The 26,066-nt window shown below is 41.0% G+C and carries 15 protein-coding genes, 3 rRNA genes, 1 pseudogene and 1 riboswitch; of the genes and pseudogenes, 14 read left to right on the plus strand and 5 right to left on the minus strand.

Translation table 11 applies throughout. The features are described 5' to 3' along the window. Window positions 1-67: 67 nt before the first annotated feature. The 3 genes from AC4HCY_RS05295 to AC4HCY_RS05305 all read right to left on the minus strand — a co-directional run bounded on the left by AC4HCY_RS05295 (window position 68) and on the right by AC4HCY_RS05305 (window position 2,680). A complete protein-coding gene (locus AC4HCY_RS05295; protein ID WP_491095526.1) occupies window positions 68-1,066 on the minus strand; it encodes a hypothetical protein in 999 nt (332 codons plus the stop codon). 131 nt (window positions 1,067-1,197) lie between these two features. Then, the gene (locus AC4HCY_RS05300; RefSeq protein ID WP_323433769.1) at window positions 1,198-1,626 is read right to left on the minus strand and encodes a cell agglutination protein Mam3; all 429 of its coding nucleotides are present in this window, start codon (window positions 1,624-1,626) and stop codon (window positions 1,198-1,200) included. A gap of 85 nt (window positions 1,627-1,711) precedes the next feature. Then, on the minus strand, window positions 1,712-2,680 hold the full coding sequence (locus AC4HCY_RS05305; protein WP_491095527.1) for a DUF4367 domain-containing protein: 969 nt from the start codon (window positions 2,678-2,680) through the stop codon (window positions 1,712-1,714). A gap of 216 nt (window positions 2,681-2,896) precedes the next feature. Between AC4HCY_RS05305 and AC4HCY_RS05310 the strand changes: the two genes are divergently transcribed. Further along, window positions 2,897-3,070, plus strand: a complete 174-nt coding sequence (locus AC4HCY_RS05310; protein ID WP_491095528.1) for a DUF4368 domain-containing protein — start codon at window positions 2,897-2,899, stop codon at window positions 3,068-3,070. A gap of 93 nt (window positions 3,071-3,163) precedes the next feature. Here the strand turns inward: AC4HCY_RS05310 and AC4HCY_RS05315 are convergent, their stop codons facing one another. Both AC4HCY_RS05315 and AC4HCY_RS05320 read right to left on the minus strand, forming a co-directional pair. Further along, window positions 3,164-4,165 (minus strand): hypothetical protein, encoded by a 1,002-nt coding sequence (locus AC4HCY_RS05315; protein WP_323433772.1) that lies wholly within the window; start codon window positions 4,163-4,165, stop codon window positions 3,164-3,166. Between the two features lie 19 nt (window positions 4,166-4,184). Further along, on the minus strand, window positions 4,185-4,805 hold the full coding sequence (locus tag AC4HCY_RS05320; RefSeq protein WP_323433773.1) for a metallophosphoesterase: 621 nt from the start codon (window positions 4,803-4,805) through the stop codon (window positions 4,185-4,187). Between the two features lie 484 nt (window positions 4,806-5,289). Between AC4HCY_RS05320 and AC4HCY_RS05325 the strand changes: the two genes are divergently transcribed. The 13 genes and pseudogenes from AC4HCY_RS05325 to nifJ all read left to right on the plus strand — a co-directional run bounded on the left by AC4HCY_RS05325 (window position 5,290) and on the right by nifJ (window position 26,054). Next, window positions 5,290-6,812 (plus strand): 16S ribosomal RNA (locus tag AC4HCY_RS05325). A gap of 389 nt (window positions 6,813-7,201) precedes the next feature. Next, window positions 7,202-10,530 (plus strand): 23S ribosomal RNA (locus AC4HCY_RS05330). 193 nt (window positions 10,531-10,723) lie between these two features. Next, window positions 10,724-10,840: ribosomal RNA gene (gene rrf, locus AC4HCY_RS05335) — 5S ribosomal RNA — on the plus strand. Together the 16S, 23S and 5S rRNA genes form the textbook arrangement of a ribosomal RNA operon. Window positions 10,841-10,970: 130 nt before the next feature. Beyond that, on the plus strand, window positions 10,971-11,468 hold the full coding sequence (locus AC4HCY_RS05340) for a thioredoxin family protein (protein WP_491095529.1): 498 nt from the start codon (window positions 10,971-10,973) through the stop codon (window positions 11,466-11,468). Window positions 11,469-11,660: 192 nt separating this feature from the next. Beyond that, window positions 11,661-15,107 (plus strand): ribonucleotide reductase barrel domain-containing protein, encoded by a 3,447-nt coding sequence (locus tag AC4HCY_RS05345; protein WP_491095530.1) that lies wholly within the window; start codon window positions 11,661-11,663, stop codon window positions 15,105-15,107. Between the two features lie 184 nt (window positions 15,108-15,291). After that, a complete protein-coding gene (locus tag AC4HCY_RS05350; RefSeq protein WP_491095531.1) occupies window positions 15,292-16,512 on the plus strand; it encodes a GGDEF domain-containing protein in 1,221 nt (406 codons plus the stop codon). Between the two features lie 71 nt (window positions 16,513-16,583). Next, window positions 16,584-16,832, plus strand: a complete 249-nt coding sequence (locus AC4HCY_RS05355; protein WP_491095532.1) for a hypothetical protein — start codon at window positions 16,584-16,586, stop codon at window positions 16,830-16,832. A 56-nt stretch (window positions 16,833-16,888) separates the two neighbouring features. Continuing rightward, window positions 16,889-17,086 carry a DUF5724 domain-containing protein gene (locus tag AC4HCY_RS05360; protein WP_491096081.1) on the plus strand — a complete coding sequence of 66 codons (198 nt, stop codon included), beginning with the start codon at window positions 16,889-16,891 and terminating at the stop codon, window positions 17,084-17,086. Then, window positions 17,061-17,213, plus strand: a pseudogene (locus tag AC4HCY_RS05365) (DUF7737 domain-containing protein); the annotation flags it as partial. The gene AC4HCY_RS05360 and the pseudogene AC4HCY_RS05365, both read left to right, overlap by 26 nt. A 234-nt stretch (window positions 17,214-17,447) precedes the next feature. Then, window positions 17,448-17,530, plus strand: a riboswitch (cyclic di-GMP riboswitch). Between the two features lie 110 nt (window positions 17,531-17,640). Further along, complete coding sequence (locus AC4HCY_RS05370; protein WP_491095533.1) at window positions 17,641-19,824, plus strand: right-handed parallel beta-helix repeat-containing protein; 2,184 nt, start codon at window positions 17,641-17,643, stop codon at window positions 19,822-19,824. Between the two features lie 21 nt (window positions 19,825-19,845). Beyond that, window positions 19,846-21,492, plus strand: a complete 1,647-nt coding sequence (locus AC4HCY_RS05375; RefSeq protein ID WP_323431796.1) for a DUF1266 domain-containing protein — start codon at window positions 19,846-19,848, stop codon at window positions 21,490-21,492. 218 nt (window positions 21,493-21,710) lie between these two features. After that, complete coding sequence (locus AC4HCY_RS05380) at window positions 21,711-22,259, plus strand: NADH peroxidase (RefSeq protein WP_323431795.1); 549 nt, start codon at window positions 21,711-21,713, stop codon at window positions 22,257-22,259. A gap of 264 nt (window positions 22,260-22,523) precedes the next feature. Next, window positions 22,524-26,054 carry a pyruvate:ferredoxin (flavodoxin) oxidoreductase gene (gene nifJ / locus AC4HCY_RS05385; RefSeq protein WP_323431794.1) on the plus strand — a complete coding sequence of 1,177 codons (3,531 nt, stop codon included), beginning with the start codon at window positions 22,524-22,526 and terminating at the stop codon, window positions 26,052-26,054. The last annotated feature ends 12 nt before the right edge of the window (window positions 26,055-26,066 follow it).

The following is a 26,066-nucleotide window of genomic DNA, read 5'->3' on the forward strand; positions in this document are numbered from 1 at the left end:
CCCAAAAAGTACGATATGGCAGTTAGACCAGTACTCACGCAAAGTGCTCTTAATAAACTCCGCTTTATCATATTTCCAACCTAACTTTACTACAAGACATAATTAACAAAGTTTTTAAATCCACTTCCATCAAACCAGACACATTATCGAAATCGGTATGCTTGATATTATGGTTGTATCCCGTATCATGTGTCCACCCTAAATTACCTTTGAAGAAATACATTTTTCTGGTCCAACCAGCCCAATACTGTGTACCGGAATATCCACTCACAGTTACAATTCTTGTATGCATTAACGATACATTGGACCTGTCCGCAGTAAAAGCATTAGCTACACTATTTACTCCATTGACTATCACTGTAGATACCACACCTACAACAATAGAGCTAACCAAACCAATCCAACTCCACCCACCAGTCAGCGCCCACGCTATAACTGCTGTTATAGCAGTATCCTTTGCGAACCAGTGAGAATCTGGGGTGGTATTGCTTGTAGTCTGGGACTCAGTACAGCGGACATAGTAGATAGTACCATTATAGCTTTTGTTCGCACTCCCCTTAAGTTTAGATGTATAGTTTGAGCCAAATGCATCAGTTATTGCAGAACTTAATGTGCTGAATCCTCGAGTACTTCCAACAACATTTCTGTTCAAACGTGTTACGTCGTTAAAAGAAGCAATGTTTGCTATGATAACGCAATTTAAAGCATCGTAGCTATCAATTGAATACGTTGCTTCTACATTGTATCTGCTATAAATCTCGCTGACATCATATACCTCGCTTACAACAACGACCCCATCATTCGTACGCACATATGAAAACTGTATTTTTCCCTCTGGTGTAATTTGAGAACAGTATGACATTTCTGGAGTTACCGAGGTATATAGAATGCTATTATTCCATTTAGCTATTTGTTTTGCAGATTTCAAATCTTTATTGATATCTTGTGAAATAACTGTAAAATCTGGTACATTTGATTGTGCTGCAAAAGCCGGAGCAACACTTAATTGCATTGTTAGAGCCATAACTAACAAAAGAGAAACAAATCTTAATTTCTTTTTCATCATATTTTCCTTTCTTCATTTTGAGTATTGTTAAGTTAAATGAAATTTTGCTTTTCATACATCCACTTTAAGTATATACTTTTAAACTTATATCCCTAACGGAATCACCCCCTAAATAAAGAGTTATAGCACACTTAAATACTACAACTTCCCGAGGTAGCCTCAGCGCTTTCAGAACCAACAGTCACAACTATCCTTGTACGATATTCTGTGCCAATAGTACCTGAATAACTTTTTGATAAGGATGCACTACCCGTGCCGCTAATGCTCCAAGAAGTCACCCTAGTCCATTTTCCATAGCTATATTTTTCCAAGTACATCGTACCTGTAATCTTGACCGTGCTACTTTGTGCTTTGACATATGCCTCAGGATAAACTGTTCTGCCGCTGGCAGAAATTGCAGGGATAATATCGCTGATGTTTGTCCAACGCGGCATGACAACTATAATGGAAGAACCTGGTAGTAATTTACACGATTGTTCAGCAGCATACACAGGACATGTTAACGCTCCCATTACTATTATTAATGACATAATTTTTACTACCGTTTTTTTCACTTTCATAAAAAATCCTCCTCGTTGTTATTTAGGTCTCTTACCTATATAACGCACAAGGAGGAAAAAAGGGACAGCATATTTTAAAATTATTTTATTTTTTTATATTTTCAGCGACTTTAAACACTTCTTCTAAATCGAGTGCTGCAGTAATTTTACATGAAACACCATCCTGCTGCCAAATCAAATGTGTAATAGCATTCCTTTCCCAGTAAAACGCTATACCATTTTTAAAGGATACTTCACTTATCTGTCCATCTTCCGTGTCACTATAAAATCTTGTGTTGGTTGCGATTACGATCAAAATATCATTACCCTGCGGGTTGATATATTCATATGTAACCATCGAACGCATTTCAGTTTTTTGAAATAGTTCAAATCCTTCCGGAACATATACAATATTGAAATCCGCTAAACTAATATTATTTTGCTCTGTTGTAATTTCTGCACTCTGTGGTATGAAAATACTAAACTGCGGAAAGGTTTTCACTACCCAATTGAAGAATCGCTCTCTTAGCTCAGCATTCGCTACAAGTGCAGTTGAGAAACTAATGGCACAAATTAGTGCGAAAATTGCTACTCGTTTCATAATCAACATTACTACATTTGTAGTTTTTTGAGCAGCTTTGATTTCTTTCAATCTTCGTCTAAATGCATCGGAATACTTGGGAGCATTCGATATATCAAAATCATCTTGAGTTGTATATTCCAAAAGGGCTATCTCACAGGCTTGTCTCATTGAATTGTCATCAATCAAAGCCTCGGTCAGCCCCATAAGGTTGGATAACATTTTTCTAACATATCGTAATTTGCCAACAGAATTCTCCGTTTTCAACATTATGTCTGTATCAGATGATGTAAAGTTAAAGCAATATTTGAAGAAAAGGATATTCATATACTCCAACGGCAAGGCTTCTATTTTCTGTGCCAAGGCGAGAATTTCTTCCGCAGTAAGCGACTGAACCAAAGCACTGTCAAAATCAAGTTGACTTAACTTAGTAAGCTCAATTTGCAACGATTGTTTGCATACACCCCTCATGATGTTATCAAACGTGCTAGACATTTCTCTCACCTTCTTTATATAAAGCGCGCAATTTCTTTAAGATACGCTGACATCGTTTCTTAGCGGTTTCTTCATTGCGGACAGGATGTCAAGCAGGTTAACCGATGAACGATTTGAAATGCTGTCACAGGATTACGAGGACGAAAGGCTGCGCTGACCGCAAGGGTACAGCAGCTTGAACAGGAAATTGCCAGCCACATCGAAAAAGCCGTCAATGTGGAGCATTTCTTGAGGATTATTGAGAAATATACCGACATCAACAAACTGACCCCTAAAATTCTGCGAGAGTTTATTGAACACGTTGAAGGCCACGAACGTAGCGTTTACCACGGCAAGGATGCCATACAGCAGATTGATATTTATTATAATTTTATCGATTTGATGCCGTAATGACGGAAAAGGCACAGGATACTGGAATATCATGTGCCATGACCTAAGGAAGTACAAACTTTCCTATTACGCCCCGCCAAACGCCATGCTTTTTCATTTGGCTTTCATTATTTCTTTTTCAATATTCTCCATATACTCAATAGAAGAAGGCGATAACATTTTAAATAATTCTTCCCTGCATCGCTTTGTTACGTCTGTTCTTGCTTCTTTTCTATTTTGGGCAAAATCAATCCAGCTGATTTTTTTCCTTCCGTGATAGACATCATAATCACAGATCCTCGTATTATCTGAGGAAATTTCAAGGCCGAGCAATATTTTCTTTATGTGCTTTGGTTCATATAAGGTAAAAAATCTTATGGTGTACACACCTACGGACATCAGCAAAACCGCATAGTCCTTTGACCAGCTTTCTCCAAGCACAAGCCCCAGCTCCAGATTTTCAAGCACATGCATAAGTCTCCTATAATGAAGGTGATAAGCATTATATATGTCATATATCCTTATCTCTACCTCATACCAGTTCTTATTTTCCAAGCCTTCATTGAGATATCTTAATGCATTTACCTTAAAATTTCTGTATAGCCCTTTGGTTGGGCGCCCGATGACTATGCATTTTTCATACAGATCATCGAGCCCAAGATTGTTGATCAAAGGCTTATCCGTAAAGGTAATAACGCTGGAAGGCAAATCAAGATTAAAGAAGGTTTCCTTAAGATCCCTTATTTCTCCTTCATAGTCTTTCAATATGGAATATATTATTTTGCTGATATTGCCGAAGTATCTGAAAATCAATAATCTGGGGGCCAGCTTAAGGCTTTTTATCAAATGATCATTTTTTTCATTGACCATTCTGCATAAAATATGATCCAAATCCTGGGGCAGCATATATACAGGACTCTCTTCGCTTATTACGGAAGGTTTATTTATGTCATCTGTAATATATATAACTGTGTAGTCCTCATTTGTTTTCGCTGATACGGTATAGATATTGTCCTTAAATGCTTTCAAGCTTGTGATAAGGTAATCCTCCATGGCGGTTAAATCATAGGTTTCAATTATCAAGTATTTTGTACTTTTTCTTACTAATGAAATCATTTATTATTCCCCCTTCTGGTTACAGCCCGATTTTTCCTTTCATCAGCCTGGATTCATTAGTGCCGTAAGGGTATGGAAGATAAAATACCCTTTTGGTTTTTTCAGTGAGTATATTTATAGTGGAGATTCCGTTCAGATATATTCTGTTGTTGACCATATCATTCCCTATAGAAATATCATGTCCGAAAAAATTATAATCTGCCGGGTTTTGCACGATTTTATAGGGATAATGGCTTAAAGCAGCCTTTGCATTGAATATCTCTATATAGGAATGTTCTTCTATTATAGTGCTCTTTTTTGCATATTTGTGCAGCAATTCTATATTATCATGATTGCCTGCGCATATGTATAATTCCTTTGCATCCGAGCTTTCAAGCATATCCATTATTGATTTTAAGTGATATTCATACTTAGGGAGCCTTTCTTTGTACATCTCAAGCTTTATGTTATCGACCATATCACCGGTATGTATTATTATATCCGGCGAAAGCTCTTTCAATAGCTTCCCGAAGGCACTGAAAAAAATCACAGGAGTATCTGATATATGAAGCAGTTTTCTCTCCTTTATATTCTTTATGCTATCGGGCACATATACATAACCCATTAAGTTGTAATAAATTAATTTAAATTTTTCATACATTCCATCGACCTCTCAAAAATCCGGACGCTTTTGAATAATTTGTTCATTCATTGTATATAATAAATTTTACCTGAGTCAAAGCATAAATTAAAGTATATAAAGAATAAAACAAGCTTAAAATTTGCCTTTACATAATATAATTCCTATGATATTATTTATAATACACTTTTGAAAACAACCAAAGACAAACAGGAAATAATATATTGACAGCTCTAATAATTCATGATAATATATAATTCCTGCCTGAGCGCAGGACAAAATCACAGCAAGGAAGCGCATGCAATGCGTTACGCTGAAAAAAACTAAAAACCATATTGACATCTCGTTTGATGCGTGATAATATAGGAAAGGTCGGCACGATGAGCCGACGGTAAAATGGACTTTGAAAACTAAACAGTATTAGATATGAAGAATGTAATTCTTTTGAGTAGGATTGAACAACTATTTATGTATAAAAGCATTAGAAATAATGATTTTAAGATATTAATTAGAGAGTTTGATCCTGGCTCAGGACGAACGCTGGCGGCGTGCCTAACACATGCAAGTCGAACGGAAATGCGGAAGTAGTTTACTATTGACGTATTTTAGTGGCGGACGGGTGAGTAACACGTGGGCAACCTGCCTTAAAGAGGGGGATAACACCGAGAAATCGGTGCTAATACCGCATAACATTAGAAAGTCGCATGACTTTGTAATCAAAGGAGAAATCCGCTTTAAGATGGGCCCGCGCCTGATTAGCTAGTTGGTGGGGTAGAAGCCTACCAAGGCGACGATCAGTAGCCGATCTGAGAGGATGAACGGCCACACTGGAACTGAGACACGGTCCAGACTCCTACGGGAGGCAGCAGTGGGGAATATTGCACAATGGAGGAAACTCTGATGCAGCAACGCCGCGTGGAGGACGAAGGTTTTCGGATTGTAAACTCCTGTCTTTTGGGACGATAATGACGGTACCAAAAGAGGAAGCCACGGCTAACTACGTGCCAGCAGCCGCGGTAATACGTAGGTGGCGAGCGTTGTCCGGAATTACTGGGCGTAAAGGGCGCGTAGGCGGCCTGTTAAGTCAGATGTGAAACCCCCAGGCTCAACTTGGGGATTGCATATGAAACTGATGGGCTCGAGTGTCGGAGAGGAAAGCGGAATTCCTAGTGTAGCGGTGAAATGCGTAGATATTAGGAGGAACACCAGTGGCGAAGGCGGCTTTCTGGACGATAACTGACGCTGAGGCGCGAAAGCGTGGGGAGCAAACAGGATTAGATACCCTGGTAGTCCACGCTGTAAACTATGGATACTAGGTGTGGGAGGTATCGACCCCTTCCGTGCCGCAGTAAACGCAATAAGTATCCCGCCTGGGGAGTACGGCCGCAAGGTTGAAACTCAAAGGAATTGACGGGGGCCCGCACAAGCAGCGGAGCATGTGGTTTAATTCGAAGCAACGCGAAGAACCTTACCAGAACTTGACATCTCCTGCATAATCCGTAATGGGATGAAATCCTTCGGGACAGGAAGACAGGTGGTGCATGGTTGTCGTCAGCTCGTGTCGTGAGATGTTGGGTTAAGTCCCGCAACGAGCGCAACCCCTATACTTAGTTGCTAACATTTGGTTGAGCACTCTAAGTAGACTGCCGGAGACAATTCGGAGGAAGGTGGGGATGACGTCAAATCATCATGCCCCTTATGTTCTGGGCTACACACGTGCTACAATGGGTATAACAACGGGAAGCAAACCAGTGATGGCAAGCAAATCCCTAAAAAATACTCCCAGTTCAGATTGTTCTCTGCAACCCGAGAACATGAAGTCGGAGTTGCTAGTAATCGCGAATCAGCATGTCGCGGTGAATACGTTCCCGGGCCTTGTACACACCGCCCGTCACACCATGGGAGTTGGAAGCACCCGAAGCCGGTGACTTAACCGCAAGGAGAGAGCCGTCGAAGGTGAAGCCAATGACTGGGGTGAAGTCGTAACAAGGTAGCCGTATCGGAAGGTGCGGCTGGATCACCTCCTTTCTAAGGAGCACATGAGAAGTAACACTCTCATAATCCTATGGTCGATGGACTAGCCACTGGCTGCTAGCCACTAGCCGCTGGCAAACAAGGCAGACCCAAGAGGAATACCTAAATGCCAGAAGCAAGAGGCCAGAAGCTAGAAGCTGACCCAATATAACTACCCAAGAGAATACATTATATCTGATACTGATTAGTTTTGAAAGTCCATTGGACTTTCAGCCACTGGCCGCTAGCCACTAGCCGCTGGCAAAATGCCAGAAGCAAGAGGCAAGAAGCCAGAAGCTTGCGAGCGAAGCTCGCCATGCACCTTGAAAACTGCACAATACTGAGAAAAGAAGAGGTAACAGTATGTAGATACTGTACTACTACTAAAGCTGAGGAAAAACACTGATCAAGCTAATAAGAGCATATGGTGGATGCCTTGGCACCAGGAGCCGAAGAAGGACGTGACAAGCTGCGAAAAGCTGTGGTAAGCCGCAAATAGGCCATGACCCACAGATCTCCGAATGAGGAAACTCACCTAAGGTAATGCTTAGGTATCATACAGTCAATAAAATAGCTGTATGAAGGGACACCGGGGGAACTGAAACATCTAAGTACCCCGAGGAAAAGAAAGAAACATCGATTCCCTAAGTAGCGGCGAGCGAACGGGGAAGAGCCCAAACCAAAGAGGGAAACCACTTTGGGGTTAGGACCGGCATAAACCATAAGACCCTTAGCCGAATAGAGCTGGAAAGCTCAATCGCAGAAGGTAAAAATCCTGTAGGCGAAAAGGGAAATATGGAAGCCGGAATCCAGAGTACCACGAGGAACGAGAAACCTAGTGGGAAGACGGGAGGCCCACCTCCCAAGGCTAAATACTACCTGGTGACCGATAGCGCACAGTACCGTGAGGGAAAGGTGAAAAGAACCCCGGGAGGGGAGTGAAAAAGAACCTGAAACCGTATGCTTACAATCGGTGGGAGCACATTTAAGTGTGACCGCGTACTTTTTGTAGAACGGACCAGCGAGTTGCGATGGCTAGCGAGGTTAAGGACTTTTGGTCTGAAGCCGAAGCGAAAGCGAGCCTTAATAGGGCGTAAAGTTAGCTATTGCAGACCCGAAACCGGGTGACCTATCCATGGACAGGGTGAAGTTGAAGTAAAATTCAATGGAGGCCCGAACTCACCGTTGTTGAAAAAACGGGGGATGAGCTGTGGATAGCGGAGAAATTCCAATCGAACTCGGAGATAGCTGGTTCTCCCCGAAATAGCTTTAGGGCTAGCCTCAATGGAGAATCTCGGAGGTAGAGCACTGAATGGGCTAGGGGCTTTTAAGGTTACCGAACCCTATCAAACTCCGAATGCCGAAGATTTGCTCATTGGGAGTCAGACTACGAATGATAAGATCCGTGGTCAAAAGGGAAAGAGCCCAGACCATCAGCTAAGGTCCCCAAATCCAAACTAAGTGGAAAAGGATGTGTGACTACACAGACAACCAGGATGTTGGCTTAGAAGCAGCCACTCATTGAAAGAGTGCGTAATAGCTCACTGGTCAAGTGGTCATGCGCCGAAAATGTCCGGGGCTAAAGTTTGGTACCGAAGCTATGGCTTTTGAGAAGTGGGAAGTGAGAGGTGAGAAGTGGGAATGATAAAAGGCTTTAAGGATATGAGAATATATCAAAAATCCTATGAACTAAGCATAAAAGTTCACACATTAACACTTAAATACCCAGAGTATGAAAAGTATGAGATAGGAAGCCAGATAAGAAGATCAGCAATGTCAGTACCGTTAAACATAGCAGAAGGCTATGGAAAGAAAGAATCAATTGCAGACTTTAAGAGATTTCTAAGAATGGCATTAGGGTCATGCAATGAGATAGAGGTACTGATGGATATGAGCAAAGACTTAGGCTATATAGATGAAAGTACACATAAAGAAATAACCGAACAATATATAGCAGTGAGGAAGCAGATAATATCGACGATCGAAAAATGGAAGAATGGCTAAAAATCTCAAATCTCACACCTGACTTCCCACTTCTCAAAGGGGTAGGGGAGCATTCTATGTAGGCTGAAGCTATACCGAAAGGAGTAGTGGACTGCATAGAAGAGAGAATGCTGGTATAAGTAGCGAAAGTTAAGTGAGAATCTTAACCGTCGAAAATCTAAGGATTCCTGAGGAAGGTTCGTCCGCTCAGGGTAAGTCGGGACCTAAGGAGAGGCGTATAGCGTATCCGATGGACAATCGGTTGACATTCCGATACCACCTAGAATCGCATGAAGGAAGCAGTGACGCAGGAGGATAAGATGAGCACGGTGTTGGTAATCCGTGTCCAAGCACAAAGGCTGACATACAGGAAAGACCGTATGTCATAAGGCTGATGTGTAAAGGGGAGTGAAATCCAAGTAACGAAGCATCTGATTTCACACTGTCAAGAAAAGCTGCTAACGAGAAACTAGGTGCCCGTACCGCAAACCGACACAGGTAGATGAGGAGAGAATCCTAAGACGAGCGAGAGAAGCGTTGTTAAGGAACTCGGCAAAATAACCCCGTAACTTCGGGAGAAGGGGTACTCTAGAGATAGAGTCGCAGTGAAAAGGCCCAAGCGACTGTTTAGCAAAAACACAGGTCTCTGCTAAATCGAAAGATGAAGTATAGGGGCTGACGCCTGCCCGGTGCTGGAAGGTTAAGGGGAATGCTTAGCGCAAGCGAAGGTATGAACTTAAGCCCCAGTAAACGGCGGCCGTAACTATAACGGTCCTAAGGTAGCGAAATTCCTTGTCAGGTAAGTTCTGACCCGCACGAATGGCGTAACGACTTGGGCACTGTCTCGACAACGCGCTCGGCGAAATTGTAGTACTAGTGAAGATGCTAGTTACCCGCGATTGGACGGAAAGACCCCGTAGAGCTTTACTGTAGCTTGGCATTGGGTTTCGGTATTTCATGTACAGGATAGGTGGGAGACTGAGAAATTAAGACGCCAGTCTTAATGGAGTCACCGTTGGGATACCACTCTTGAGATACTGAAATTCTAACCAGTGGCCATATAACTGGTCATGGGACATAGCCAGGCGGGCAGTTTGACTGGGGCGGTCGCCTCCCAAAGAGTAACGGAGGCGTCCAAAGGTTCCCTCAGAATGGTTGGAAATCATTCGCAGAGTGCAAAGGCAAAAGGGAGCTTAACTGCAAGAGAGACAACTCGAGCAGATACGAAAGTAGGGCTTAGTGATCCGGTGGTACCGAGTGGAAGGGCCATCGCTCAACGGATAAAAGCTACCTCGGGGATAACAGGCTTATCTCCCCCAAGAGTCCACATCGACGGGGAGGTTTGGCACCTCGATGTCGGCTCGTCGCATCCTGGGGCTGGAGTAGGTCCCAAGGGTTGGGCTGTTCGCCCATTAAAGCGGCACGCGAGCTGGGTTCAGAACGTCGTGAGACAGTTCGGTCCCTATCCGTCGCGGGCGCAGGAAATTTGAGGAGATCTGTCCTTAGTACGAGAGGACCGGGATGGACGAACCTCTGGTGTATCAGTTGTCCTGCCAAGGGCATAGCTGAGTAGCTAAGTTCGGAACGGATAAGCGCTGAAGGCATCTAAGCGCGAAGCCGGCTTCAAGATGAGATTTCCCACAGAGTAATCTGGTAAGACCCCATGTAGACCACGTGGTAGATAGGTCGGAGGTGTAAGTACAGCAATGTATGCAGCTGACCGATACTAATAGGTCGAGGGCTTGATCTAAAAATATTCTTCAGACAAACAAAGCTCAGATATTGTGTAGTTTTGAAGGTGCACGCAGCCTTAAGCTGCGAGCCGCTAGCTACTAGCCACTGGCTGCTAGCTAGAAAAAAAGACCCCAAGGGAATGCCCTAATCTAGAGGCCAGAAGCCAGAGACTAGAGGCTGACCCAAAAGGAATACCCCATAGCAAATTATCCGGTGACAATAACAGAGAGGCCACACCTGTTCCCATGCCGAACACAGAAGTTAAGCTCTCTAGTGCCGATGGTACTTGGACCGCAGGGTCCCGGGAGAGTAGGTCGTCGCCGGGTCTTTTTTATTTTTTGGAGAAACAGGGATACGGGGAACACGGATTGGCACGGATAAAAGATTCTCCAATGGTGTTCGGAATGACATTATGTTAAAATAGCATTAGAATATGAGCAAATGTGGGTGATAAATATGAAAAATTTATTTGATTCCGGTTTAAGCTTTAGAAGCTATATGTTCAATGTGGATGAAGACAACAGGCAAAAATTCATGAGGTATTACATACCTATGGAAATAAAGGATGAGGTTAAAGACGAGATACTGTCTTTAGAGGATGAAATAAATATTCTTGGAGTCGTTGAGCCCTGGTGTCCGGATTGCCATATAAACCTTTCGGTTTTAGGTAAGATGATAAGCCTGAATGACAAAATAAATCTTCGCCTTGTCGGAAGAGACAGTGTGAAAAACGAACTGGATGATTACAAGGAAAATGATAAGCTTAAGGTTCCTACATTTATAATAATGGATAAGGATTTTAATGTTAAAGGAGCATTTATAGAAAAGATAGAAATGGTAAAAACCGCCGATATTGAAACCCTGGAAGGCTCAAAAATCAATATGAAATATAAAGCAGGAAAGCTTATTCCTGAGACTGCTGAAGGATTATTGAAAATTATTACTGGCGCTTAAACAGCGCTAATTTTTTTCTAAATTTTTCTAAATGATGATAAACAGAGTATGCTTATCAAAATAGGTAGAAACTAAGCTAAATTAATATAATTAGTACTAAAGACATTTTGTAGTGATAATTTGCTTATGATACAATATATAGTGCTTAATGCAATTATTTATACTATAGATTGTTAGGAGGTTGAAATTTCGATGATATCGGATAATGGGATCAAGGTATTGGAAAGACGATATTTGGCGAAAGATGAGAAAGGAAATGTAACAGAAACCCCTGAAGATTTGTTTAAAAGGGTTTCTTCATTTATAGCCGGTGCAGACAAAATTTTCGAGCCGGATAAGGATACTAAGGAATTAGAAAAAAAGTTTTATGATATTATATCTAATCTGGAGTTCTTACCTAATTCACCTACATTAATGAACGCAGGAAGAGAATTGGGCCAGCTTTCTGCTTGCTTTGTTCTTCCGGTGGAAGATTCTATGGAGGGCATATTTGATGCCATAAAGTATGCCGCTATAATACATAAAAGCGGCGGAGGCACAGGCTTCAGCTTCAGCCGTCTAAGAAGCATGGGCTCTGCCGTTAACTCAACAGGGGGAGTAGCTTCGGGTCCTATAAGTTTTATGAAGGTTTTCAACTCTGCTACTGAGGCCGTCAAGCAAGGAGGAGTACGAAGAGGCGCCAATATGGGCATATTGAGGGTTGATCACCCTGATATACTTGATTTTATACAATGCAAAAAGAATGATAAAGAGATCACTAACTTCAATATAAGCGTCGGTATAACTGAGAAGTTTATGGAAGCGGTGGAAAAAGGCGAAGAATATGAGCTGATTGAGCCCAATACGAAGGAAGTCAAGGGCAAGCTCAAGGCCGGCGAAGTGTTTGAGCTTATAATAGATATGGCCTGGAATAACGGTGAGCCGGGTATCATCTTCTTGGATAGGATGAACAGGGATAATGTAGTGCCTGAGCTGGGAGAAATAGAGAGCACCAATCCATGCGTTACAGGCGATACATGGGTCATTACAAATGATGGGCCCAAGCAGGTTAAAGATATATTGGGACAAAAAGTTAAATTGGCTTTAAACGGAAATTATTATGATTCCGATAGCAAAGGCTTCTTTAAAACAGGAAATAAGGATGTTATCAGGATATCTACTGATAGAGGCTATGGAATTACTGTGACAAAGGACCATCTGATCCGTACTGTCGATAAAATGAACCGGTTTAATATTGAAGAGGTATGGAAGCCGGCAGGTCAAATAAAGCCGGAGGATAAAATAATCCTATCAAACAATAGAGGGATAAAATGGATTGGCAAGGGAAGCCATGAAGAAGGATATATTTTAGGTGTTTTATTGGGAGATGGCACATTAAAAAAAGACGGAGGAATAATAAGTGTCTGGGGCAATGATGAAGAAGCGGAATCCCTATTAAAGGCAGTTGGTGAAGCAGCTTTTACATTACCTCATCGTTCAGATTTCAGGGGTTTTCAATCTGTTATTGAGGAAAGAGAAGAGCATCGGGTTAAAATGGCTGCAATAAGAGACTTGGCTGCAGAATATGGCATTATGCCGGGCGAAAAGAAGCTGAACCCCGAGGTCGAAAAGGCCGGCTATGATTTTTATTGCGGATTGTTAAAAGGCTTATTTGATGCTGATGGCACAGTTATGGGTGCGCAAAACAAAGGCGTATCAATAAGGCTGTGGCAGAACGACTTAGATGCTTTGCATATAGTACAAAGAATGCTTGCAAGATTAGGTATTGCTTCACAGATATACCCTGATAGGAAAGCATCTGAACAGAAGCTCATGCCGGATGGAAAAGGCGGAAGCAAAGAATACGGGATAAATGGCGGACATGAATTAGTATTATCAGGTGACAATTTATATATATTCCATGAAGTCATCGGATTTAACAATAGCAAAAAGCAAAAACGGCTAAAGGAAGCTTTAGGCAATTATAAGCGTGCCTTGAACAGAGAGCGCTTTGTGGCTTCGGTGAATGAAATCACTGAACTAGGCCCATGCGATGTATATGATGTTCAAGTACCCGGCATAAATGCTTTTGATGCCAATGGAATTTACGTACATAATTGCGGCGAACAGCCATTGCTGCCTTATGAATCATGCAACCTAGGTTCAATAAACCTTGTGGCATGCATTGGCAGAAATAAAAAAGGAAGCTATATCGATTATGAAAAGCTTGGAGATCTTGTGGATACCTCAGTGCATTTTCTTGACAATGTGATAGAAGTAAATAAATATCCTTTGATCAAAATTGACGAGATGACCAAGACTACAAGAAAGATCGGATTAGGGGTAATGGGATTTGCCGACATGCTTATAGAGCTTGGAATCCCTTACGATTCGGAGGAAGGCATAAAGACTGCCCAGAAAGTGATGAGCTTTATAAATGAAAGATCCAAGCAAGCCTCAATGGAATTGGCAGAAGTGCGCGGAACATTCCCCAGCTTTGATAAGAGCATATTTGCTGAAAGGGATATGAAGCTGAGAAATGCCACAACAACTACTATTGCCCCTACAGGTACGATATCAATAATCGCAGGAGTTTCCAGCGGCATTGAGCCGCTCTTTGCGGTATCCTTCATAAGAAATGTTATGGATAATGATGAATTGCCCGAAGTAAACCCGCTGTTTGAAAGGGTTGCAAAGGAAAGAGGCTTCTATAGCGTAGATTTGATGAGAAAGATTGCTAAGCTGGGTTCAGTAAGGCATATTGAAGAGATTCCGGAGGATGTGAGAAGAGTATTTGCAACAGCTCATGATATCGACCCGATTTGGCATATAAAGATGCAGGCTATGTTCCAGCAATATACAGATAATGCTGTATCAAAAACTGTGAATTTCAGGAACGAGGCCACAAAAGAGGAGGTAAGAAAGGCTTATATACTTGCATATAAACAGGGATGCAAGGGCGTTACAATATATAGAGACGGAAGCCGGGACTCTCAGGTGCTGAATATCGGATCGGTCAATAAAGAGGCCGGCAAATCAGCAGAAAATGTTATCGATGAACAAAAGAGCCTTAAGGCTAGAGTAAGGCCGGATGTGACCATAGGGATAACCGAAAAGATTAAGATAGGCTGCGGTAATTTGTATGTTACAGTTAACTCTGATGAAGGCGGTATTTGCGAGGTATTCGCAAATCTGGGAAGAGCCGGGGGATGCCCGTCTCAATCAGAAGCTACCAGCAGGCTTATATCTATCGCCTTAAGAGCAGGCGTTGACATCAAAGAAATAATAGAGCAGCTTAGAGGCATAAGATGTCACTCTACTCTGCGCCAGAAAGGCCTCAAGGTTTTATCCTGCCCGGATGCAATAGGCAGGACTCTGGAGAAAGTATTGAACATGCAGGTGGAAATAAAGGATATAGAGACTATAGATGAATTGACTTCAGCCGTGGAAGAAGAAAGCAGCTTGGGCTGCGGAGGCAATTGCTCCTTATGCTCTGTTCAATGCAGCCACAGTACTATAGCCGCAAGCGAAACCTCTGCCACTATTGAGGGAAATATTGATTGGTCCAACCTCAAACACTGCCCCGAATGCGGTTCCAAGATCCAGCATGAAGGCGGATGCATGATCTGCATGAACTGCGGCTTCTCAAAATGCGGCTAAAACGCGTTTGAATATATCTATTTGAGTATATTAACTACCCTTGGGCTTATGTAAAGCCCAAGGGTAGTTTTTTGGATTTTTAAGCGATTAATAAAGGAAAATAGGTTTTAAGAATTCAATCTTTGATTGATTATAACCGATAATATTTTTGGACATAAAAATATTCCGGAAGGAGTCATCAACTTTGAAGCTTAAAATTAAAACAATTTTTTCTGCCTTATTGCCTTTTATTTTAATTATTTCAGCATATATTTTTTTTACAAAGACTGACACGATGACAGAGCAGCAATTAGATATTATAAAGCTTTCTCCCTATATTACATTTCTTATAGGCTCTGCTATAGCTTTGAAATTTAACCGCAATCGGGAATTTTTCACATTAATAATCCTTACCCTGTGCTTTATTGCCATTAATTATATTCAGGCAAATATCGGAAAAACAGCGGCTAAAGATATTTACTCAATAATTTGTATATTGATTCCCATAAATATTCTGATATTCTCTTTCTTAAAAGAAAGAGGAGTATTAACTTTATGGGGGCTTATTCGTATTGGTTTTATTATTTCTCAATTATTGTTTTCTTATTGGGTGATCAATTCGGAGCGAAGAGATATCCTCGGCATGCTTAATAAAAGCATATTACCAGCCAAACTCAGTTCTATAACCTCAATATCTGAGCCGGCTCTTGCAGCTTTTTTCATAACTTTTATAATACTTGTGCTCAGGCATATTTTTTATAAATCCTCACAGGATATTTACTTTGCAGGGGTGCTATTTGCATTGTTTTTTGTGCTCTATGATTATGGCAACAAAATACTTCATCCAATATTTTTAACAACGTCAGGAATCATTCTCATAATTTCGATAATCCAATACTCTTATTCCATTGCTTTCTATGATGAACTCACAGGATTGCCATCGCGCAGAGCCCTTAAGCAAGATATGATGAAGCTGGGCGTTAATTACTCCATCGCTATGCTGGATATAGATTTTTTTAAAAAATTTAATGATGCTTACGGGCATGATACTGGAGACCAGGTTTTAAAGCTGGTCGCTTCCATTATAAAGGATGTCAGTGGGGGAGGAAAATCTTTCAGATACGGTGGAGAAGAGTTTACAATTCTTTTTCCGGGCAAGGCCATAAATGATGTATTGCCACATCTAGAAGAATTGAGAGAGAAGATTGCAAAGAGAGGGTTTGCAATACGTGGTAAGGATAGACCAAAAAAGAAGCCTAAAAATAGAACCAAAAGCTCAAATGCATCAAAGCTGATTCATATAACAGTAAGCATAGGAGCAGCACAAAAAAACGAAAATTGCAAAATTCCGGATGCTGTTTTAAAATCTGCAGATAAAGCATTATATCGCGCAAAGAAAAAAGGCAGGAATTGCGTTTGCAGATAGCCGGTATTTCATAAAGTTATATGCTAGAATATACTCAAATATAATTATATAACCAGTAAGGAGATATGTGTGTGAAGCTATATGTTAACGTAAAGCAAGCAGGGTCCCGTAAAAATTATATTTCTAAAGAAGAAATACATATAAGCAGCCGACCTTCCACCTTGCGCCAGCTAATAGCTGCAATCGTGAGCGAAAATATAAAGAGTTTCAACAGTAAGGTGAAGGGCGGCACACTTTTGAATTACCTGACAAAAGAACAAATCGGCGAGAAGCTTGCAGTAGGCAAGGTTTCTTTTGGCGAGGCATACATCAGGCTCTAGAGTCATACAACAAGCTTGGGGATAGAAGCTCATCAGTAAGAAACAGTGCTTTCGCTATAGTAAATAAATTAAATTTGAATAAAGAAGATTATGCCTTGATAGAAAATCTCTTGCAATACAAATCCGGAGAGCAGTCTTCAAAGGATTTGTCTGCTTGTGTTAAGCGCTTGATCGACAGCAATAATGAAAATAAGAGACTGGCGGCAATAGATATAGTCAGTATTGAACATATTGCATGTACACTCCCAGCATAGAGGCAGGATATTCCTTCCCTTTGTTGATGAAGATCCAAAAACTGCGGAGATAATCTCAAAGATTGTACTTTGGACAGAGGATGGGAGGCTGAAAGATCCAAGTATATTGAATCAGATTAATAAATAGAACAGAAAAGCAATAATGGCACTACATATTGACATCAATTCCAACGAGTTCAAAGAATATGAGAAAGAAGGGAAAAACTAAAATATGTAGAATATTTCTATATATAACGCATTAAATATTTTACAGCAGTAAGCTTACAAACTCTTAGTCCCGAAACTCTGCAATCGTTATCAGTCAGTGATAAAAGCTATGTAACGTATTTATTGTAACTTATATAATTAAAATATATGATAAATTTGAAAAGAGCAAACTTATCAAAAGATAAGGACGCAAAGCCACGGGTCTAAAGAGCTTTCCATGATAGCCGGGCTGCCGAAATTTATGCACAGAAATACACCTGCGCTTTTTCGGCGCGGGTTTTTTTATGTGATAAATATTTTGGAGCAGGGGCTTTGCGGAAAAAGATTACTATATTAGGAGGTCGCATATGAAATTAAAGAGGTTTTTATGTAAGGTTTTAGTTTTAGTTATAATATTGGTTAATTCAACATCTGTAACTGTGCTGTCTGATACCACCCGTGACAGCTTTGTTTTGGACTATGGAACAATTGAAAATATTAAAAGAACGATGCATATAAAAGAGGGCGTTTTTCCAAAGGAAATCAAAGAACAATTATCAAAGAACATCGTAGAGATTGAAGCCTGTGAGGGTCAAGTCAGCAGAGCAGTCAAGTCAGGCACGGGAATTCTGATTGGGGATAAAGGGGTCGCAGTTACAAATAGAAGCCTGCTGGAGGGATGGAGCGATTTCAGAGTCAGCAACTCTCTTACCAGAGTAGTGGCTAATATAAGCTCTGAAGCTGATATGGCAGTGCTTGTAAGCAAGGCGTACAGCAATAAAAAAGGCTTGCAGATAAGAGACTATAAAGGCTTGCAAGCCGGGGAGGCCCTTTATTCCATATCATGGCAGACTATGGATTATCCCATAGCAGACCCGGGAGAATATATTGGACTAAAAAAGGTTGGAGCGGTAGAGTATATATGCATGAAGGGCGCAGGATACTTCGGTACTGCAGGTGCGGTTTTGGTGGATAAGGAGGGCAAAGCGCTGGGCATATCTGCAAATGTATCGGAGGATGAATATACTTATTATATCCCATTTTCCAAGCATGAAAACTTAATGAAAGATAAGCATGTAAGCTTCCTTTCTGACCTCGGAGTTCAGGTGGAGGATACTTTTGATGATATGGAGCTGAAATTTGAAAGCTCAAGCATTTATGACGGCAATAAACTAAAGGTAGTATATAATGTCATCACTAATACAAAAAATTATGAAGCCTACAGGAAAAAGATAGGAGAAGAGGCTTTTCAAAATAAACTGGGTGATTATTTTGAAAAGCTCATCAAGAGTAAGGCTGATATATACGGCATAAAGGACTATGATTATTATCTCAATCTCAGATATTACATATTGGCTCAGGAAATAAGGAACGGGCAAAGCATATCAAAAGAATGGTCCAAATCACAAAACCTAGATACATATATGCAAAATATTATAAATAAGAATGGCGAGGCTGCTATGGCTGACAGCAGCATAGTGGTTGATAAATCCGGTAAGCTCAGCAAAATAGCAACAATAACCGAAGCTCTGACAAAGGCAGCTCCGGGCAGCAGGATAACAATTGAGCCGGGGATATATAATGAAAGCCTTCTTGTCAATAAGGATGGTATAGAACTGCATGGAAAACCAGGAGCAATAATAGAAGCCGAAGGCGAGAATACTTTGACAGTAAGCTCGGACAAAGTGAAGATAAGTGGAATAGAATTCAGAAATAAGAGCAAGGACAGAAGGGAGATCATTTATATAAGCAAGGGCAGCCCCATTATATCAGATTGCATAATAAACGGTCCCGCCGGTGCAGGGATAAGGATTGACGGAGACTCAAACCCCGAAATAGAAGGGAATATAATTAAAAATTGCATGGATGGAATTATAGCAGCTGATAATTCCGGTATCGTTGCTAGACATAATTTCATCACTCAAAGCAAAGAAAGTGCAATAAAAGTAAATAGCAGCGGGAAGGTAATTATTAAATATAATTATTTGAGCAAGAGCGGGCAATATGGAATCACAGCAGACAATGCAAAGCAGCTGACGATTATCAATAATAATATCGATAACAATCAGTTAGCTGGGATTAATGTTAAAAAGGGATATGAGCTTCAAGCTGTAAACAATAGAATATTTGATAACGGCAATGGCATTGAACTATATGAAGCCCCAAAGGCAACGATAAAGGGCAACATTCTGGAGTTTAACAAGATGAATGGTATACATGCAGGTCAAAGCACTGCTGCATATATATCTTCGAACTATATAAGCTGTAATAAAATGAGCGGTATATATGTAAACGACACTGCTCAAGTATATATTGAAGGAAATAGAGCAGCTAAGAACAATTCCCAGGGCATAGCGGTAGAAGGCAGTTCCTATGCGGAAATACTCAGCAGCACTATAGCTGAAAACGGAGCCTCAGGCATAACCTTTGATTTCAGCTCCAGGGGAAAGATTGAAAATAGCACTGTGTTTGCAAACAGACCAAAGGAAATAGTCCTGGGAAATAGCGCAAATATAATCATGAAAAACAACAAAGTGCTGTATCAAAGGTAGACAGGATAGGAGGGAGCAGCAATGATATGTAATAAAATGCATACGATAACTAAAAGCACAGCGCTGATCTTAGCTCTGATGCTGATTTTAAGCCTTTCCGTTATAGATTATGCTTATGCCGGCAGTACAGTAAGCAATGTGAAAATTGATGGGAATACACTGGAAGAATTGCTTAAGGAGGCAGATTCACTTTTAGCTAAGCATGATAAAGCAGCTGCCATGGAAAAGTATAAGCAAATTATTGATAGCTGCGATGCAGTACTGAAAACCAATCCTGCTGACACTTTGCTATGGCAAGCCAATTATTATAAAGGCAGGGTATTAAATGAGTTGGGCCAGAATGAGAAGGCGGTGGCATGCCTGAAGATCGCCGAGGATAAGAGCTATAGGATGATAGAAAAGAATAAAAATATCAGGGATAACAAATTGGCAGGGATATATTATTATCTTGGCAGAATCCAAATGGCTAAAGGGGATAAAGCAGGCGGTATTGAATATATAAAAAAAGCATTGGGTCGGGAATTCAACAAGGAGTATTCTGCCAGGCTTCAAAAAGACCCTCTCTTTTCATACTTAAAAAACACTGATGAGTATTATAGCTTAATAGACATGGCATTGATGATTGATAAGAGACTAGTAATGTCATCGGGCTTGAGGGTCAAGAACGGAATACCTCTGGCTCCCTATAAGGAGATAGCTGAATCCCTCGGTGCTTTTTTAGAGTGGGATGAAGCAGCAAAGACAATCACTATAAAAAAATTTGATAAAATAATTATCCTCCAAATAGGTAACAAAACAGCAAAGGTAAACGGCAGGGAGGTTAGTCTCAAGGTTGCTCCCATATTGGATGAGAAGAGATATATAGACCCTGTGCTCAAAGATTGGTCAATTTTTGTGCCTGTTGAGTTTGTAGCGAAGGAATTAGGTCAAATAGTAAGCCGTGAAGAGGTTAAGGTATTTAAGGATTATACAGCTCCTGCCGTAGTAGTGAGGGAAGACGAAAGCAGAGTAAAGTATACCGAAGAGCAGAAAAAATGGGCTGTAGCTCCCAGTGTTAATAACTATATGTATAATTACGGTGTTTATCATGTTATAGGCGGAAATTACAGATTTGTGGGCAATGTGTTATCCTCAAGAAGAGCCCTGAAGGAAGGATGGGGTATTGAAAGCAGAGAGGATTTATATAGGGCTATAGAATGGCTGGAGAACGAAGGACATACAAAGTCCTACAGAAAAATGGAGGCAGAGCTATCCGGTGAAAACCTTAAGCTTTTAGAGGATGCGATCAATAAGGGAGAGGAGCTGCCCTTCATATATAAGCTTTATATAAATAATCGGGAGAGATTGAAGGATAAGGGTTTAATCGCTTGGGATTATTGCCGCATAGTGCAGATCACAGGCTGGAGCTACACAGCTGGTTATATAACTATAGAAGAAGCCTATGAGCTTTGCATGGATGCATCCAGAGTCATACAAAAAACCTACTCATCCTGGGAGGAAATGGCCGAGCATTATATAAAAGGCTATGAATTCTGGTCTGGGGAGGATAGAAATGAGGAGTTCACAGAGGTATATTACCGCAATAGGGCCAACCAATCTATCTTAAAAGATAAAAACAGTCCTTTTAATACCTTGCCCTGGAATTTAAATCTTGATAGAGCCGATTAGAAATGGGTAAGTATTTATGGTGGATTAACAGAATAAATATATTCAAAAATCAAGATATAGTGAAAGAAACGGAGAATCATTATCCATTAACAAGGTATATCCTTTGTATGGGCTATTTCGAGACTTAATATTCTAGCATCAGGATAAGTATTATAGTATAATAGCTATGTAGTCAATTTTGGTTATAAATACTAATAACATATAGGAGGTTTGTTTTAATGAAAAAATTTGTTTGTACAATTTGCGGATATGTTCATGAGGGAGATAGTGCTCCGGATAAATGCCCTCAATGCGGTGCACCTAAAGAAAAATTTGTTGAGCAGTCTGCAGAAAAAATGCAGTGGGCTGATGAGCATAGAATAGGTGTTGCAAAGGATGTAGATCCTGAAGTTATAGAAGGTCTAAGAGCGAATTTCATGGGAGAATGCACAGAAGTGGGTATGTACTTAGCTATGAGCCGTCAGGCAGACAGAGAAGGCTTCCCTGAAGTTGCAGAAGCATACAAGAGAATTGCTTTTGAAGAAGCAGAACATGCAGCTAAATTTGCAGAGCTGTTGGGCGAAGTAGTTGTTGCTGATACAAAGAAAAATCTTCAGATGAGGGTAGAAGCTGAGTACGGTGCATGCAAAGGCAAGAAGGATCTTGCAACCAGAGCAAAACAGCTTAACTATGATGCAATACATGATACAGTACACGAAATGTGCAAGGATGAAGCAAGACACGGTCAAGCTTTCAAGGGATTATTAGATAGATACTTTGGAAAGTAAAAAATGGTTTAAAATAGAGTATTATAAAGACTTATAAAAAATATCGCAAATCGGAGCTGATAGATTTTCACTCCGATTTTTGCTTTAGCGGCCGTGCAGCATGCTACATATGAAGGATTTGTGAGGAAGGCTTGCAGGCCTTTCCTTTTTATGTAAGCTCTTGCGGCTTTTTTTTAATATCTCAAATTGACATTGAAGTCAATATTTTATATACTTAAATGTGGACATGTGAAAAATTAAATATTATTGTTAGGGGGTTTCACAATGGCAAGAAAAATGAAGACCATGGATGGTAATACGGCTGCTGCGTATGTGTCATATGCCTTTACTGATGTGGCTGCCATCTTCCCAATTACGCCGTCGTCACCTATGGCGGAATACGCAGATGAATGGGCAGCCTATGGACAGAAGAATATCTTTGGTCAAGAAGTAAAGGTGGTTGAACTGCAATCAGAAGGAGGCGCAGCCGGTGCCGTACATGGTTCCTTAGCAGCAGGAGCGTTGACTAGTACATTTACCGCTTCTCAGGGACTCCTTTTAATGATACCTAATATGTATAAAATTGCAGGAGAACTTCTTCCGGGAGTATTTCACGTAACAGCTCGTGCATTAGCCGGGCATGCCCTATCCATATTTGGGGATCATTCGGACGTCATGGCTACCAGACAGACAGGCTTTGCTCTATTGGCTTCAGGCTCAGTTCAGGAGGTTATGGATTTGGCCGGTATTGCTCACTTAGCAGCCATAAAGGGCAGAGTACCGTTTTTACATTTCTTTGACGGATTTAGAACCTCTCATGAAATACAGAAAATAGAGGTCATAGAATACGACGAATTTAAGAAATTAGTTGATTATGATGCAGTAAATGCTTTCAGAAATAATGCATTAAATCCTGAGCACCCGGTAACCAGAGGTACTGCTCAGAATCCGGATATATTCTTCCAGGCTAAAGAAGCATCAAACACATATTATGAAGGAATACCGGATATAGTTGCAGGCTACATGGATGAGATAAGCAAGCTAACAGGCAGAGATTACAAGCCTTTTGTTTATTATGGACATCCGGAAGCAGAAAACATAATCGTCGCTATGGGTTCTGTAACTGAAGCAATAGAAGAAACTATCGATTATCTCATGAGCAAGGGCGAAAAAGTCGGCGTTGTAAAGGTACATCTTTACAGACCATTCTCACCTAAATATTTCTTTGATGTACTTCCTAAGTCCGTTAAGAGAATCGCTGTTCTCGACAGGACCAAAGAGCCCGGTGCATTAGGAGAGCCTTTATATCAGGATGTCAGGACATTGTTCTTTGAAGCTGAAAATCCTCCCGTAATAGTAGGCGGAAGATACGGCTTAGGTTCCAAGGATACAACTCCTGCTCAGATACTGGCAGTTTATGAGAACTTAAAAGCAGATAAACCAAAGAACGGCTTTACTATAGGCATAGTGGATGATGTGACATATACATCATTGGAAACCAAGGGAAATGTCAATACAGCTCCATCCGGAACAATAAGATGCAAGTTCTGGGGATTAGGCTCTGATGGAACGGTAGGCGCAAATAAGAACGCTATAAAGATAATCGGAGATGAAACCGATCTGTACGCACAGGGTTATTTCTCTTATGACTCCAAAAAATCCGGCGGTGTTACCATTTCTCACTTAAGATTTGGTAAAAAACCTATAAAATCAACATATTTGATAGATGAAGCTGATTTTGTAGCATGTCATAATCAAGCTTATGTATATCAGTACGATCTGCTGAGCGGTTTGAAAAAGGGCGGCTCCTTTGTATTGAATTGCTCATGGAGCAAGGAAGAGCTGGATGAGAAGCTGCCGGGTTCCATGAAAAAATATATTGCCGAAAACGATATTAAATTCTATATCATAGATGCTACAGCAATCGGCGAAGAGATAGGCTTAGGAAGCAGGATCAATATGATAATGCAGTCTGCATTCTTCAAATTGGCTGATGTTATTCCTTTAGACGATGCTGTTAAATACCTGAAAGAGGCTATAGACCATAGCTATGGCAAAAAAGGCGAAAAAGTTCTCAAGATGAACTATGAAGCAGTTGATAAGGGAATAAATGCTCTTGTCAAGGTAGAAGTTCCTGCATCCTGGAAGAATGCCGCAGACGAAGCTGCCGCTGAAGCCGAAGCTCCCGAATTCATCAAAAAGGTACTCATACCTATGAACAGGCAAGAAGGAGACTCATTGCCGGTCAGCACCTTTGTAGGAAGAGAAGACGGGCACTTCCCGATGGGAACATCTGCTTACGAAAAGAGAGGAATTGCTGTTCATGTGCCTGAATGGCAGATAGACAAGTGCATACAGTGCAACCAGTGCTCTTATGTATGCCCTCATGCAGCAATAAGACCCGTTCTGGTGACAGAAGAAGAGATGAAGAATGCTCCGGAAAGCTTCAAGACAAAGAATGCTATGGGCAAAGAGCTTGCAGGCCTGCAGTATAAGATCCAGGTAAGCCCGTTGGATTGCACAGGCTGCGGCAATTGCGCAGATATATGCCCTGCCAAGGAAAAGGCTCTTGTTATGAAGCCGCTTGAAACTCAGACAGAAGCTCAGATTCCTAATTGGGAATTTGCTGTTAAGGTTCCTGTAAAGGATAAGCTGATGCCTTTGACTACTGTTAAGGGAAGCCAGTTTGCACAACCATTGCTTCAATTCTCAGGAGCATGTGCAGGCTGCGGCGAAACTCCATATGTGAAGCTCATTACTCAATTGTTTGGAGATAGAATGCTGGTAGCTAATGCTACAGGTTGTTCTTCAATTTGGGGAGCTTCCGCACCATCCACACCATATTGCACAAATGCAGAGGGCAAAGGTCCGGCATGGGCTAATTCATTGTTTGAAGATAATGCTGAATATGGATATGGTATGGCAGTAGCAACAAAACAGATAAGAAACAGACTAGCGGATCTTATGAAAGAAGCTATGACTCTAGATATACCTGAAAACTATAAGGAAGCTTTCAAGGCTTGGCTGGATGGCATGAATGATGCAGAAGAGAGCAAAAAGGCCGCGGCTATGATCATGCCGCTTCTCAATGCAGAAGGAATAAGCTGCAGCAGAGCTAAGGAAGTTATTGCAGAAATATCCGATAAGAAGGATTATCTCGTTAAGAAATCCATATGGATATTCGGAGGAGACGGCTGGGCTTATGACATCGGCTACGGCGGATTAGACCATGTATTGGCTTCAGGTGAGAATGTAAATGTTTTGGTATTGGATACTGAAGTATACTCAAATACTGGAGGACAATCATCTAAGTCTACACCAATAGGTGCAGTTGCTAAATTCGCAGCTTCCGGCAAGAGGGTTAAGAAGAAGGATTTAGGCATGATTGCTACTACTTACGGCTATGTATACGTAGCTCAGGTTGCAATGGGTGCAGACAAGAATCAGCTGCTCAAGGCATTGATAGAAGCAGAAAAATATGATGGACCATCACTAGTCATCGCTTATGCTCCATGCATAAATCATGGACTCAAGGAAGGTATGGGACGTACACAGGCTAATTCACAGCAGGCTGTTGAATCAGGATACTGGCATTTGTACAGATATAATCCAACCCTTAGAGAAGAAGGCAAGAATCCGTTCATATTGGATTCTAAAGAACCAAAAGCAAGCTTCAGAGAATTCTTGGACGGCCAGGTAAGATATACTTCTCTTACTGCTACATTCCCAGAAGTTGCAGAAGAGTTATTTGCAAAAGCTGAAGAGGTTGCTAAGGAAAAATTTGAAAACTACAAGAAAATGGCTGAAGCAAAATAAGTATAAGAAAGA

The organism is Lutispora sp. QWL-02 (genome assembly GCF_058315355.1).